This is a genomic window from Montanilutibacter psychrotolerans (assembly GCF_003719825.1).
GTDB classification, from domain to species: domain Bacteria; phylum Pseudomonadota; class Gammaproteobacteria; order Xanthomonadales; family Xanthomonadaceae; genus Montanilutibacter; species Montanilutibacter psychrotolerans.
The window spans coordinates 325,218-338,822 of sequence record NZ_RIBS01000004.1 but is presented as its reverse complement, the minus strand read 5'-3'; the positions used below and the strand labels follow the sequence as shown (position 1 = coordinate 338,822).

General features: G+C 68.0%; 11 protein-coding genes. 7 read left to right on the top strand and 4 right to left on the bottom strand.

The window, feature by feature from the left end:
• Positions 1–41: 41 nt before the first annotated feature.
• From EER27_RS10605 to EER27_RS10585, 5 genes are all read left to right on the top strand, one after another.
• Positions 42–860, top strand: a complete 819-nt coding sequence (locus EER27_RS10605) for a ParA family protein (RefSeq protein WP_123088062.1) — start codon at positions 42–44, stop codon at positions 858–860.
• The gene (locus tag EER27_RS10600; protein WP_123088061.1) at positions 857–1,780 is read left to right on the top strand and encodes a ParB/RepB/Spo0J family partition protein; all 924 of its coding nucleotides are present in this window, start codon (positions 857–859) and stop codon (positions 1,778–1,780) included. The genes EER27_RS10605 and EER27_RS10600 overlap by 4 nt, the downstream gene beginning before the upstream one ends.
• 210 nt (positions 1,781–1,990) lie before the next feature.
• A complete protein-coding gene (locus EER27_RS10595) occupies positions 1,991–2,965 on the top strand; it encodes an NAD-dependent epimerase/dehydratase family protein (RefSeq protein ID WP_123088060.1) in 975 nt (324 codons plus the stop codon).
• A complete protein-coding gene (locus EER27_RS10590) occupies positions 2,962–3,702 on the top strand; it encodes a glycosyltransferase family 2 protein (RefSeq protein WP_123088059.1) in 741 nt (246 codons plus the stop codon). The genes EER27_RS10595 and EER27_RS10590 overlap by 4 nt, the downstream gene beginning before the upstream one ends.
• 2 nt (positions 3,703–3,704) lie before the next feature.
• Positions 3,705–4,046, top strand: coding sequence for a lipid-A-disaccharide synthase N-terminal domain-containing protein (locus tag EER27_RS10585; protein WP_123088058.1), 342 nt, complete (start codon positions 3,705–3,707; stop codon positions 4,044–4,046).
• Between the two features lie 23 nt (positions 4,047–4,069).
• Here the strand turns inward: EER27_RS10585 and EER27_RS10580 are convergent, their stop codons facing one another.
• Positions 4,070–4,471 carry a GFA family protein gene (locus EER27_RS10580; protein WP_123088057.1) on the bottom strand — a complete coding sequence of 134 codons (402 nt, stop codon included), beginning with the start codon at positions 4,469–4,471 and terminating at the stop codon, positions 4,070–4,072.
• A gap of 342 nt (positions 4,472–4,813) precedes the next feature.
• On the opposite strand from EER27_RS10580, the gene rpmB reads away from it, so the two are divergent.
• Both rpmB and rpmG read left to right on the top strand, forming a co-directional pair.
• Entirely contained in the window at positions 4,814–5,050 is a 237-nt protein-coding gene (rpmB, locus tag EER27_RS10575; RefSeq protein WP_123088056.1) for a 50S ribosomal protein L28, read from the top strand.
• Between the two features lie 13 nt (positions 5,051–5,063).
• Positions 5,064–5,228, top strand: a complete 165-nt coding sequence (gene rpmG, locus EER27_RS10570; protein ID WP_123088055.1) for a 50S ribosomal protein L33 — start codon at positions 5,064–5,066, stop codon at positions 5,226–5,228.
• A gap of 372 nt (positions 5,229–5,600) precedes the next feature.
• Here rpmG and EER27_RS10565 read toward each other — a convergent pair whose 3' ends face one another.
• The 3 genes from EER27_RS10565 to EER27_RS10555 all read right to left on the bottom strand — a co-directional run bounded on the left by EER27_RS10565 (position 5,601) and on the right by EER27_RS10555 (position 13,566).
• Entirely contained in the window at positions 5,601–7,808 is a 2,208-nt protein-coding gene (locus EER27_RS10565; RefSeq protein ID WP_123088054.1) for a M20/M25/M40 family metallo-hydrolase, read from the bottom strand.
• 384 nt (positions 7,809–8,192) lie between these two features.
• Complete coding sequence (locus EER27_RS17495) at positions 8,193–10,799, bottom strand: M14 family zinc carboxypeptidase (RefSeq protein WP_123088053.1); 2,607 nt, start codon at positions 10,797–10,799, stop codon at positions 8,193–8,195.
• Positions 10,800–11,232: 433 nt separating this feature from the next.
• Complete coding sequence (locus EER27_RS10555; protein WP_223807275.1) at positions 11,233–13,566, bottom strand: proprotein convertase P-domain-containing protein; 2,334 nt, start codon at positions 13,564–13,566, stop codon at positions 11,233–11,235.
• Positions 13,567–13,605: the final 39 nt, after the last annotated feature.

Sequence of the window (13,605 nt, the reverse complement as noted above, 5' to 3'; positions counted from 1 at the left end):
CCTCATCAGCATCACAGCCCGAACAGCAGGGGACGAGCCGCATGGCCCGCATCATCGCCATCGCCAACCAGAAAGGCGGGGTCGGCAAGACCACAACCGCCGTCAACCTCGCGGCCGCGCTCGCCCGCGCACCCAAGCGGGTGCTGCTGGTCGATCTCGACTCGCAGGGCAACGCGACGATGGGCAGCGGCATCGACAAGCGCGCGGTCGAAAGTTCGGTCTGCGACGTGCTGCTCGGCGAGGCCGACGCGGCCTCGATCCTGGTGCGCACCGAGGAAGACTTCGACCTGCTGCCGAGCAACATCGAACTCACCGCGGCCGAAATCCGGCTGATGAACGAGGACGCGCGCGAGCAGCGCCTGAAGGTCGCGCTGGCCCCACTGCGCGTGCATTACGACTACATCCTGATCGACTGCCCGCCGGCTCTGTCGCTGCTCACGCTCAACGCGTTGACCGCGGCCGATTCGATCATCGTGCCGATGCAGTGCGAGTACTACGCCCTCGAAGGCATCAGCGCCCTGCTCGACACGATCGAAGCGCTCAAGGCCAGGCTCAACCCGGGCCTGGAAATTGAAGGCGTGCTGCGCACCATGTTCGACGTGCGCAACAACCTGGCCAACGCGGTGTCGGCCGAGCTGACCAACCACTTCGGCGACAAGGTGTTCCGCACCATCGTGCCGCGCAACGTCCGTCTGGCCGAAGCGCCCAGCCATGGCCAGAGCATCGTGGGTTACGACCGCGCCAGCCGCGGCGGCGTGGCCTATCTCGGCCTCGCCGGTGAAGTGCTGCGCCGCCAGCGCGAGCGCGATCAGGCCCTCCGTCAGGCCGGCAAGGCCGAACCCCGCGAGGCCACGGCATGAGTGCAGCGAAGAAGCGCGGCCTCGGTCGCGGCCTGGAAGCCCTGCTCGGCCCGAAGGCCGCCGCCGAGGCACCGGCATTGGAAGCCACCCCGAGTGACGTGCTGCGCAACCTGCCGGTCGATGCGATCAGCGCCGGCAGGTACCAGCCGCGCAAGCATTGGGACGAGGAGAAGCTCGGCGAGCTGGCCGAGTCGATCAAGGCACAGGGCGTGATCCAGCCGATCGTGGTGCGCGAGGTCGCGCGCGGCGATGGCATCCGCGGCAGCAAGACTTACGAAATCATCGCCGGCGAACGCCGCTGGCGCGCGTCGCAGCTGGCCGGTCTGATCGAGATCCCGGTCGTGGTGCGCGAGGTCGACGACCGCACCGTGGTCGCGATGGCGCTGATCGAGAACATCCAGCGCGAAGACCTCAACCCGCTCGAAGAAGCCACCGCGCTGCAGCGGCTGATCGACGAGTTCGACCTGACCCACGCGCAGGCCGCCGAGGCCGTGGGCCGTTCGCGCGCCGCGGTGTCCAACCTGCTGCGCCTGCTGGAGCTTCCGGCCGAAATCCGCGTGCTGGTGGAAACCCGCGCCATCGAGATGGGCCATGCCCGCGCCCTGCTCGCGCTGACGCCGCAGGCGGCGATCGCGCTGGCGCGGCAGGCCGCCGAAAACGGCTGGTCGGTGCGCGAGGTCGAACACCGCGTGCAGCTGCTGGCTGCCGGCGTGCTGCCGGTGAACGGCGGCCGGCCCAAGCCCATCAAGGCCAAGCCGCAGGCCGACATCGCCACGCTCGAGCGCGAGCTGTCCGAGTCGTTGAACACCAAGGTCAACGTGCTGCACGGCCGCGGCGGAAAGGGTCGCCTGGTGATCCATTACAGCGATCTGGACTCCCTCGACGGCGTGCTGGAAAAGCTGCGCGGCAAGGTCGAGTAGCGCCCGACCGGCGCGAGGCGGGGCGGGAGAACCCGCCTTCGCGCACGCAGCACGAATCGGCACCCACCCACGGATTTACGTTTTTCAGACACCCGCAGGCGCATCCTGCGCGACCGCCCGGCGCCGGACCACCGGCAGGATCGCCCGACACGGCCGATCCTGCGCGATGCAGTCCGGTTGCCCTGTCGCCCACCGCCACACGGCCAGACCATGTCCAAGCCAGTCACGCTAGTCACCGGCGCAGCCGGCTTCATCGGTGCCTACACCTGTCGTGCGCTGCAGGCGCGCGGCGAAACGGTAGTGGGGCTCGACAGCTTCAACGACTACTACGATCCACAACTCAAGCGCGATCGCGTCGCCGCGCTGTGCCCGCAGGTCGATATCCGCACGCTGGACCTGACCGACCGCGAGGGCCTGGACGCGCTGTTCGGGGAGATCCGCCCCACCCGCGTGATCCACCTCGCGGCCCAGGCGGGCGTGCGCTACTCGCTGCTCAATCCGCACGCCTACGTCGACAGCAACGTCGCCGGCTTCGTCAACGTGCTCGAACTGTGCCGGCACCGCGACATCCAGCACCTGGTGTACGCGAGTTCGTCGTCGGTGTACGGCGATTCGGCGACGCCGCCGTACTCCGAAGACCAGCGCGTGGACCAGCCGCGCTCGCTGTACGCGGCCACCAAGGCGGCCAATGAGCTGATGGCCTACACCTACGCGCAGCTGTACGGCCTGCGCGCGACCGGGTTGCGCTTCTTCACCGTGTACGGCCCCTGGGGCCGGCCCGACATGGCGCCGCTGCTGTTCTCGCGCGCGGTGCTTGCGCGGCGCCCGATCGAGGTCTTCAACCACGGGCGCATGCGGCGCGATTTCACCCATGTCGACGACATCGTCGCCGGCGTGCTCGGCGCGCTCGACGCCGCGCCGGCCGACGAGGGCCGGCATCGTGTGTTCAACCTGGGCAACCACACGCCGGTCGAGCTGGAGCACTTCATCGCGGTGATCGAACAGGCCGCCGGCGTCCCCGCGCAGAAGGTCTACCGGCCGATGCAGCCGGGCGACATGGTGGAGACCATGGCCGACACCTCGCGCGCGCAGGCGGCGTTCGGCTTCGATCCGTCGATCACCATCGCCCAGGGCCTGCCGTCGGTGGTGGAATGGTGCCGCACGTACTTTGGTGAGAACGCATGAGCAGCAATCCCCGGCTTTCCGTCGTCGTCCCGGTGTTCAACGAGCAGGGCAACGTCGCCCCGCTGGTGCACGAGATCACCGCGGCACTGCGCGGTCGCACCGCCGCCGAGGGGGGCGATTTCGAGATCGTCTACGTCGACGACCACTCGCGCGACGACACCCTTGCGGTGTTGCGCCAGCTCAAGTCCGAGGTGCCCGAACTGCGCGTGGTCCACCACGTCACCCAAAGCGGGCAAAGCACTGCGGTGCGCAACGGCGTCAAGGCCGCGCGCGGTGAATGGATCGCCACGCTCGACGGCGATGGCCAGAACGACCCGGCCGACATCCCGAAGCTGATCGCCGAACGCGCGAAGTCCTCCCCGGACGTGAAACTGTTCGCCGGCTGGCGCGTCAACCGACAGGACAGCGGCAGCAAGCGCTGGGCGTCGAAATGGGCCAACGCGATCCGCAGCCGGATGCTGCGCGACGCCACCCCCGACACCGGCTGCGGCATCAAGCTGTTCGAGCGCGAGGCGTTCCTGGACCTGCCGCACTTCAACCACATGCACCGCTACCTGCCGGCGCTGATGCAGCGAGCGGGCTGGAAGACCGTCAGCGTGCCGGTCAATCACCGCGCGCGCGGTACCGGCGTGTCCAAGTACAACAATCTCAACCGTGCCCTGGTCGGGATTGCCGACCTGCGTGGCGTGGCCTGGCTGATCCGGCGCGGCAAGGTCACCCGGCTCGAGGAGGTCTGAGCATGCCCGTCGACTTCATGAATGCGCCAATCGCCTGGCTCGAATGGACCGGGCTGCACATGTCGCCGTGGAAGCTGATCGGCCTGACCGGCGCGCTGATGTTCGGCGGCCGCTGGCTGGTGCAGTTCCTCGCCTCGCGCAAGCAAGGCAAGCCGGTGATCCCGCGGCTGTTCTGGTACATGAGCCTGGTCGGCAGCGCGATGACGCTGAGCTACTTCGTGTTCTCGCAGAAGCAGGACTCGGTCGGCGTGATCCAGAACGTGTTCCCGGCGTTCACCGCGGCCTACAGCCTGTGGCTGGACATCCGTCACCGCGGCTGGCACCGCGAGAAGGCGAGCCATTAGGGCAAGCCTGCGCGACGGTCGATTCAGTCGTTGTGCTGGAGCCCGTCGCCGCCGACGCCCACCCATTCGTGGCGGCTGGCTTCGAACACCGACACGGCCGGTGCCGGGAAATCCGGGTCGGCAAACGCGCCGACCGCCACGGCCACCATGTCGGGCACGCCGTTGACCACCCAGTAGACCGTGCTGCCGCATTCCGGGCAGAAGTGGTAGGTCACCGCGGTGCCGCTGTCGGAGATGCGCACGTAGATCGTCGAGCGGCCCGCGGCCTGCTGCACCTGGTCACGCTGGAAGCGCGCCTGGATGCCAAAAGCGCTGCCGGTGCGCTGCTGGCAGGCCAGGCAATGACAGACCGAGACCAGGAACGGTTCGTCCCGGCAGCCCATCCGCAATTGCCCACAGCTGCAGCTCGCGTATCGGATCGCCATGCCGCCCTCCCGTCACCCGGCCCCGCTTGGCCAGCGCACAGGTTACCCCCCGCGCCGGCTCGGGTGCAGCACCCCCGGCCGGTCGCCACCTGGGCCAGCACCCCCCGCAAGTCCTTGCGAAACAAGGAAAACATCGGCACAATGCGCGGCTCGCTGTGTCCGGCGCCTGCTTTTCGGGGTGCCGAGCCGTACCGGAAGCGCGATTCCGGCCGGCCCCTGTACAGCGAGCCGCTGCCCGCAGCGTTTCCAGCCCGTATCGCGCGCCGCCCGCGGAGTCCGCCGGGTGCCGGGGCCGCCGCCCCCCTGGCCAAGGGGAGCACCAATAGTCCTTTCGAGGTGCGTATGTCCCGTGTATGCCAAGTGACTGGCAAGCGAACGACGACTGGTAACAACGTCTCGCACGCCATGAACAAGACCCGCCGCCGTTTCCTCCCGAACCTCCATGAGCGCCGCTTCTGGGTCGCTTCCGAGAACCGTTGGGTGAAGCTGCGTGTTTCCACTGCTGCCATGCGCACCATCGACAAGAACGGTATCGATTCCGTTCTCGCCGAGCTCCGCGCCCGCGGCGAAAAGATCTGAGGAGGACTGAACCATGGCTTCCAAGCGTGACAAGATCCGCCTGATCTCGACGGCCGGCACCGGCCACTTCTACACCACCGACAAGAACAAGAAGAACACGCCCGGCAAGATGGAGATCAAGAAGTACGATCCCGTCGTCCGCAAGCACGTTCCGTACAAGGAAGGCAAGATCAAGTAAGGCAGCGGCGCGTACGCGCACCGCGCGAACACCCCGGCACTGCGTTACTGCCGCGCAAGCGGATCGATCACCTTCGATGCAAGACCAGAAGCCCACCGCAAGGTGGGCTTTTGCTTTGTGGCGCTGGTGGTGTTTGTGGCGGCGACGGCCGTTCTCCGGCACGACAGCCCTGTCGACCGCGCGCGGATTGAGGCCGAGCCCCCAGGTCATCCGCGCATCGTCCGCCGTCTCGAACGGCATCGCCGCGGGCCGGCCACCCACGCGTCGTTGAAGATCACTGGCGCGATGCCTGCGCGCGAACCTGCCCTCCCCCAGACGAAACCCGCCTCACGGCGGGTTTCGTTCTGTTTCACGGGGCGGGTGCCGGCAAGGTCAGAAGGTGATCGTCCAGCTGTCGATCTTGCCGGTGTCGCCACCGGCGTTGTCGTTGACGCGCAACTTCCACGTGCCGTTCAACGCTTCGGTCGAGAGATTCAGCGTGACCGTCTTGTTGATGTTGTCGGCGCTGCCGCCGGTGCGGTTGTGGAGGTTGTAGAGGCTGCCATCGGGCGCCACCAGATCGACCTTCAGATCACCCTGGTAGGTGTGCACGATGGCCACGGTCACCGAAGCGTTGCTGGGCGCGTTGCCGGTACGGCCGGACACGGTGATCGGGCTGTCGACGGTGGCGTTGTCGCCAATCGCATAGTCCGTCGCGTTGCTGTAGGTCTGCGTGCCGCCACCGCCCGTGCCGTAGTCGCCCACCAGGCTCACGCCCGAGAATGCCGAGTAGCCCTTCAGGCGCACGTGGTACGTGCCGGCCTGCGGCGCGGCGAACGTGCACGTCTCGGCGTTGCCACCGGTGTACGGACGGCAGTCGTAGACCGTGTCGGTCGGCGCGCTACCGAACTTCACGTACATGTCCGCATCGCCGGTGCCGCCGGACATCGTGAAGGTCAGGTTGCTCGCGCCCGTGGGCACCACCATCGTGTAGTTCAACGATGCCCCGGCCGCCGCACTCAGCCCGGTCACCGGCACGCCCTTGGTCAGCACGTTGCCGACCGTGCCCACGCTGACCGACTGGGTCTTGGTGTTGGTGGCGCCGTCGTCGTCGGTGACCGTCAGGCTGACGGTGTAGGTACCGGCCGCGGTGTAGGTCTTGCTGGGGTTGGTGGCGGTGGAGGTGGTGCCGTCACCGAAATTCCAGCTGCGCGAGGCAATCGTGCCGTCGCTGTCGCTGGAGCTGTCGGTGAAGGTGGCGGTCAGCCCACTGACGGTGGAACTGAAGTTGGCGACCGGCGGCGTGTTGCCGCCGGTGCCGGCGGTCTTGCCGAGCTCGCCGAGGAAGGCCAGGCCGAGCTTCGCGAAATGCGCCGACGGCGCGGCGGTGTTGCCCATGTTCGCCAGCGTGTCGCCGGTGGTGTGGATGTTGGGGTTGTAGCCGCCGCCGCTGTCGCCGCCCTCGAACATGATCGCGGCCGGGTAGCCCGCGCTGGTCCAGGACGCATGGTCGGAACAGCCGTAGCCACAGGTGTAGGTGCCGCGCTGGATGCCCAGCGGCGCCAGGTAGGTATCGAACAGATTGGCCAGGAAGGTTTTCATCTCGGCGTTCGAGTAGTCGGACACGATCCGCATCTCGGTGCCGCCGGTCTGGTAGTTGGTCATGTCCAGCTGCAGCACGCCCACGACGTTGCGGCTCGCGCTCGCAAACGATTGCGCGATCGCGTTGGACCCGCGCAGGCCAACTTCCTCGGCCGCGTAGCCCATGAACTTGACGGTGCGCTTGGGCCGCCAGCCGTTGGCGACGGCAACCTGCAGCACCTCGGTCAGGGTGGCGATGCCGGACGCGTCGTCGTCGGCGCCGGGTGCGACCTGGGTCGAGCTGCCGCCGCCACTGCCGTTGATCGAGTCCAGGTGCGCGCCCAGCACCACGATCTCGCTGGGCAGCTCGGCGCCCTGGATCGTCAGGATCACCGACGGCTGGGTCGAGCAGTTGCTGCACGCGAACAGCTCGCTGCTGATGTCGCTGCGACCGGCGGTGATGCTGTCCCAGTTGGACTTGATCCACTCGGCCGACGTTTTGCCGGTCGGTGCGCTGAAGTAGCGATTGGTGTACGAGGACAGGTGCGTGATCGTGGACTTGATGCGGTTCGCATCCACCGCGCCCAGCCACGGGTTCACCGTGGCGCCGTTGTCGATGGTGTAGGCCACCAGCGAGGCACGTGCCAGCGCCTGGGCGCTGCGGTCATCGCGGATGAAGCGGTCGGCCGCGGCCTGGCTGTCGAACGCGAAGAAGCCGCCGCATCGCTTCTCGTTCTCGTGCACGTGCCGGGCCAGATCGCTGACTTGGTGGTTGCGGATGCGCGACACCACCAGCTCGCGACCGAGGCTGTCGCGACGCGACGTGGCGTCGGGGGCGATCGTCTGCAGCTGTCCTTGCCAGGTCGCCCGCGAGGTGACCACGTAGACCGGGGCATGCGGGTCGACGACGGCGGACACGGGAGGGGCAACGACGGGGCGGGATTGCGCCAGCGATGTGCCGGCGTACAACACGCTGCACACCATACTGGCGAGCAGGCAGGTCTTGATTGCGTTCAACATGGCTCTCCTTGCCGGCGCCCGGGGGGCGCCAACGCGCTAAGGCGTGGCGGGCCGCGGACAGCCACGCGCCGGGCGGCACGCGCCCTCACGTCTGCTGCCAGCTCACGCCGTCATGGTTGGATGCAACATGCCGGCCCGCTGGGCGAAACCTTGTGCCTGAAACGGAACGCGCCGCGATGGCGCGCCCCCGACGTCGTCGGTGCCGCCACGGCGCGTCCCCGTGTGCGATCAGCAGCCATCGAACCCCTCCCCTGGCGGGACTTCGGTGGATGGAACGGGGTGGAACAAGCGCTGGTGCGTGCGTGACCGGTCGACCGACCGATGCGCAGCCAGGCCCGTCGGATGGACGGGCCTGGCCACGGGATCACGCTGTGCCTGGTGCGATCAGAACGTGATGCTCCAGCTGTCGATCTTGCCGGTGTCGCCACCGGCGTTGTCGTTGACGCGCAACTTCCACGTACCGTTCAACGCCTCGGTCGAGAGATTCAACGTGACCGTCTTGTTGATGTTGTCGGCGCTGCCGCCGGTGCGGTTGTGGAGGTTGTAGAGGCTGCCATCGGGCGCCACCAGATCGACCTTCAGGTCACCCTGGTAGGTGTGCACGATGGCCACGGTCACCGAAGCGTTGCTGGGCGCGTTGCCGGTGCGGCCGGACACGGTGATCGGGCTGTCGACGGTGGTGTTGTCGCCAATCGCATAGTCCGTCGCGTTGCTGTAGGTCTGCGTGCCGCCACCGCCCGTGCCGTAGTCGCCCACCAGGCTCACGCCCGAGAACGCCGAGTAGCCCTTCAGGCGCACGTGGTACGTGCCGGCCTGCGGCGCGGCGAACGTGCACGTCTCGGCGTTGCCACCGGTGTACGGACGGCAGTCGTACACGGTGTCGGTCGGCGCGCTGCCGAACTTCACGTACATGTCCGCGTCACCGGTGCCACCGGACATCGTGAAGGTCAGGTTGCTCGCGCCCGTGGGCACCACCATCGTGTAGTTCAACGACGCACCCGCCGCCGCGCTCAGCCCGGTCACCGGCACGCCCTTGGTCAGCACGTTGCCGACCGTGCCCACGCTGACCGACTGGGATTTCGTGTTGGTGGAGCCGTCGTCGTCGGTGACCGTCAGGCTGACGGTGTAGGTGCCCGCCGCGGTGTAGGTCTTGCTGGGGTTGGTGGCGGTGGAGGTGGTGCCGTCACCGAAGTTCCAGCTGCGCGAGGCGATCGTGCCGTCGCTGTCGGTCGAGCTGTCGGTGAACGCCACCGACAGGCCGCTGACCGCGGCGCTGAAGTTCGCCGCGGGCGGCGCGTTGCCGCCGCTGCCGCCCACCGTGAAGCGCACCGCGTTGGGCGTGCCGGGTTTGCCGGAGGCGTCGGCGGCCTGCACGTAGAGGGTGTGCACGCCCTGGGCCAGGCCCGTGGTCGGGATGCTGCCGGTGACGTCCTCGGTACTGCTGTTGAAGCTGCCGTCGCTGGCCGACAGCGTGAAGGGCACCGCGCTGGTCGACCACGGCGGCGCGTCCAGCCAGGCCTTCGCCGATGCGATCGCCTGCACCGCTTCGCTGCCGTTGCTCTGGTTGAAGTCGGCATCGCTGACGGTGGCATTGACCGTTACCGGCGTGCCGGCCGGAACGGTGGCCGTCGCCACGCTGATGACCTTCGTGTCCGGGCCGGCCGGGTACCGGTAGGGCGCCCACAGGTTGCGGGCGGCGTAGCGCAGCGCCGCCATGTTGGTGGGCAGGGTGGTGGAGGTGAACGTCGAACAGCTTTCGAAGAACGCCACGCCCAGCTCGATCGTGTAGCTGGGCACTCCCAGCAGGCCGTACATCGTGTCGTCGGTGGTGCCGTCGGTGGCGTACAACTCGTCGGACTGTTGCGGCGTGTAGCCATTGAAGTACGCCAGGCGACGGCCCAGCGAACGCAGTGGCACCTGGTTGGGCGCCGGGTCGCTGGTGTCGCCCCACGACCACAGCACCAGTTGCGAATAGCTGTGGATGTCGAAGAACAGGCCCTGGGTGTCGTCGGGCGCCGGGCTGGTGGCGGCGTCGCCGCGACGGTCGACAAACACGCCACCGCTGTAGACGTTGCCCGCGCCTGGGGCGCCGGCGACGTAGCGCACGATGTTCTGCGTTTCCGGCTCCGACTGCGCGGTGGGCCCGCGGTAGGTCTCGGCGCAGGCGTTGCCACTGGACCCGCCCGACGCGGTGTTCCAGTGGAACGGGAAATTGCGGTTGAGGTCGGTGCCGTAGCTGCTGGCGCTGCAGGTGCCGTTGAGGTTGTTGGTGTTCTTGCGCCACGAGGCGCCGGCTTCAGCCTTCTTGCGGCCGTCGGGGTTGGCCTGCAGCACCAGGTCGAAGCGGAAGTTGTCCAGCAGCCAGGTGGCCTCGTCGTTGCTGCCGTAGCCGTTCACCAGCCACTCGCCGAAGCGCGTGACCAGTTCGGCCGGGGTGTACTCGCGGGCGTGGATCGAGCCCAGCAGCACCATCACCGGCTTGTTGGGAAGCTGGCTGTTGGTGGCCTCGTTGGTGATGCGCAGCACGCGCATGTCGTAGCCTGCGCCGGCGTCGCGGCTCTTCGCCCAGCTCGGGCCGATGGTGAGCACCTCGGTCAGGCCCGGCTTGGCCGATGCCAGCTGGTCGATCGTGGTGTAGCTCTCCTCGACGGTGCGGTAGCACGCGTAGCCGGGAATGCTGGCGGGGCCGACACGGCCGGACGCGTTCTGGCGCAATGCCTCGAAGGCCCGATGCATGCGCAGGGTGGCCTCGCGGTCGACGTTGACCTGCATGCCGGCCCGGCGCAGCGCAGCGATGTCTTCGGGCATTGCCTCGACGCGGATCGTGCGCGCCTGACGGTCGACGATCATGTGCTGGAAACGCGCCGCGGCCTGCTGCAGCTGGGCGCGGCTTTGGAAGCGGGCGGTAACGAATTCCGGCTGCGGCTCGGCGGCACTGGCGCCGGCGGCCAGGGTCAACAGCAACGGCAGGGCAAAGGTCTGGATGCGCATGGCATGGCTCCGGGGGCGATGGCGGCGATTGCCTTGGCAGACGCGACGCCATCGGTGCGTGGGGGAGACGCGACAGCGGAAATCAGCACCGGCATCGCGAGTATTTCGAGATCGCGTCTTGCGTGATCGCGCCCTCGCGGGCGGTGGGCGGCAATGCGGTGCAGACGGCACCGCGCGTGGACGCTCATCGGGCTTGCGCGGACACCTGGCCGCGCTCGTGGTCTTCGCCTGCCGGGGCTGGGCGGGTGCCAACGGGCGCGCCCGTTGCCGCAACAGGAGTGATCGAACATTCGGCGCGCATGCCCGGCCGGCTGGCCGGGCATCGCGGTTCATCGGTCAATGCGCGGTGCGACCCGCAACGGGAACGCGCCGGGCAGAGGGTGTTGCGTGGATGCCACCCGACACGGCGCAGCCGTGCCGGGTGACAGGCCCATCAGAACGTGACGCTCCAGCTGTCGATCTTGCCGGTGTCGCCACCGGCGTTGTCGTTGACGCGCAACTTCCACGTGCCGTTCAACGCCTCGGTCGAGAGATTCAGCGTGACCGTCTTGTTGATGTTGTCGGCGCTGCCGCCGGTGCGGTTGTGGATGTTGTAGAGGCTGCCGTCCGGGGCCACCAGGTCGACCTTCAGGTCACCCTGGTAGGTGTGCACGATGGCCACGGTCACCGAAGCGTTGCTCGGGGCGTTGCCGGTGCGACCGGACACGGTGATCGGGCTGTCGACGGTGGCGTTGTCGCTGATGGTGTAGTCGGCGGCGTTGCTGTAGGTCTGCGTGCCGCCACCGCTCGTGCCGTAGTCGCCCACCAGGCTCACGCCCGAGAATGCCGAGTAGCCCTTCAGGCGCACGTGGTACGTGCCGGCCTGCGGCGCGGCGAACGTGCACGTCTCGGCGTTGCCACCGGTGTACGGACGGCAGTCGTAGACCGTGTCGGTCGGCGCGCTGCCGAACTTCACGTACATGTCCGCATCGCCGGTGCCGCCGGACATCGTGAAAGTCAGGTTGCTCGCGCCCGTGGGCACCACCATCGTGTAGTTCAACGACGCACCCGCCGCCGCGCTCAGCCCGGTCACCGGCACGCCCTTGGTCAGCACGTTGCCGACCGTGCCCACGCTGACCGACTGCGTCTTGGTGTTGGTGGCGCCGTCGTCGTCGGTGACCGTCAGGCTGACGGTGTAGGTACCGGCCGCGGTGTAGGTCTTGCTGGGATTGGTGGCGGTGGAGGTGGTGCCGTCACCGAAGTTCCAGCTGCGCGAGGCGATGGTGCCGTCGCTGTCGGTCGAGCTGTCGGTGAACGCCACCGACAGGCCGCTGACCGCGGCGCTGAAGTTCGCCACCGGTGCCGCGTTGCCGCCGCCCGTGCCGTTGACACCGTCGATGAACTCCACGCCGGTGCCGGCCGCATCCAGCCAGTTGCTCAGGCGCGAGCTGGCGGTGCCGCCACCGGTCCACGACTTGAACAAGCGACCGTAGTAATCGCTGCGGTTGTCGCCGGTCGCCGAGCAGCTCGACGGGCCGCCATGCAGCTGGCCGACGATGCGCTTTTCGGGACTGAGGATTGGCGAGCCCGACGAGCCGCCCTCGGTGATGCCGCCGTTGGTCTGCCATTTCACCCACAGGTGGGTGTCGCCGGAAGCGCCGTTGTAGCCGGTGATCGCCGTGCTGACGATCGAGTGGCTGATGCGCTTCTCGGCAACGGCCGGGTGGTGGATGCCGGTGGCACCGTTGAAGTTGATGTTGCGACGGTCCCAGCCGGCCCAGTACAGGTTGAACGCGGGGTTGGCCGGATCGTCGAGCTCGAGCAGGGTGAAGTCGGACGCGGCATTGGTCGCGCGGAACAACGCGCCGGAGTTGAACTGGCTCAGCGAGCCGTCGCCGTCCTGGCCACTCTGCGGACTGCCCGGCGTGCGGCAGACCGAGTTCTGGTAGTTCCAGTACACGACGATGCTGGCCGCCGCGCTGTCGCTGCCCATGCCGCAGTGGTTGGCGGTCAGGAAGTACATCTTGCGGTCGTTGGCGGTGTTGTTCACCAGCGCGCCGCTGCAGTACATGGTGCCGGCCTTGGAGTAGGCGGCGGCGGAGCGGATCTGGTCGCGGTGGTTGTTGCCGTCCGGGCAGACAACGTCGACGTTGCAGCTGCCCGACACGCCCTGCGCGGTAACGCGGCCCGGGTCCCTGGCAAGCTTGGCGAAGCCCAGGAAGTCGTGGTTGACCTTGGCCAGCTTCAGCCGGAGCTCGCCGACCTTGGCGCGCGGCAGCACGACCTCGATCACCGCTTCCTCGCCATCGACGATCGGCGTCCACAACTGGCCGTGCGCGTCGTTGTCGGCGGCGGTGAAGGTGCGCACGAGACGCTTGTCACCCAGCACGCCCAGCGAGGCCGGATAGATCAGCATGCGGCCGCCGGCGGGCATGTGGTACTGGCTGAAGCCGAAGTTCAGCGACTTGGCGTCCTGCGACTGCACGCGCAGACGCCAGATCACGTGATCCGCGTCGAGCGTCTCCCAGGTACCTGCGTTCTTCGTGTCCATGTCGACCGCCATCGGCGCGGCGAAACGCACCGGCTGGTCGGGATCACGGGCGAGACGCTGTGCGTCCTCGCGACGCAGACGCTGCACGTCGACGGCCGGCATGCGGCGCTGTTCGACGCGATCCAGACGCGCGAGGTTGCGGTGCTCGAACGCAGCGGGGCCAACCTGTCCTGGCGCGGCAAACGCCGTGCCCATCGACAAGCCCAACAGTACGGCGGAACCCAGAATTCTTTTCATGCGCTACTCCATCGTTGTGAATGGAAGGGGGACCAACGG

What these genes read in the sequence shown, in the direction of transcription:
- EER27_RS10565 (WP_123088054.1), bottom strand. Translation starts at nt 7,808, where the DNA reads ATGTTGAACGCAATCAAGACCTGCCTGCTCGCCAGTATGGTGTGCAGC.
- EER27_RS10605 (WP_123088062.1), top strand. Translation starts at nt 42, where the DNA reads ATGGCCCGCATCATCGCCATCGCCAACCAGAAAGGCGGGGTCGGCAAG.
- rpmB (WP_123088056.1), top strand. Translation starts at nt 4,814, where the DNA reads ATGTCCCGTGTATGCCAAGTGACTGGCAAGCGAACGACGACTGGTAAC.
- EER27_RS10600 (WP_123088061.1), top strand. Translation starts at nt 857, where the DNA reads ATGAGTGCAGCGAAGAAGCGCGGCCTCGGTCGCGGCCTGGAAGCCCTG.
- EER27_RS10555 (WP_223807275.1), bottom strand. Translation starts at nt 13,566, where the DNA reads ATGAAAAGAATTCTGGGTTCCGCCGTACTGTTGGGCTTGTCGATGGGC.
- EER27_RS10595 (WP_123088060.1), top strand. Translation starts at nt 1,991, where the DNA reads ATGTCCAAGCCAGTCACGCTAGTCACCGGCGCAGCCGGCTTCATCGGT.
- EER27_RS10590 (WP_123088059.1), top strand. Translation starts at nt 2,962, where the DNA reads ATGAGCAGCAATCCCCGGCTTTCCGTCGTCGTCCCGGTGTTCAACGAG.
- rpmG (WP_123088055.1), top strand. Translation starts at nt 5,064, where the DNA reads ATGGCTTCCAAGCGTGACAAGATCCGCCTGATCTCGACGGCCGGCACC.
- EER27_RS10585 (WP_123088058.1), top strand. Translation starts at nt 3,705, where the DNA reads ATGCCCGTCGACTTCATGAATGCGCCAATCGCCTGGCTCGAATGGACC.
- EER27_RS17495 (WP_123088053.1), bottom strand. Translation starts at nt 10,799, where the DNA reads ATGCGCATCCAGACCTTTGCCCTGCCGTTGCTGTTGACCCTGGCCGCC.
- EER27_RS10580 (WP_123088057.1), bottom strand. Translation starts at nt 4,471, where the DNA reads ATGGCGATCCGATACGCGAGCTGCAGCTGTGGGCAATTGCGGATGGGC.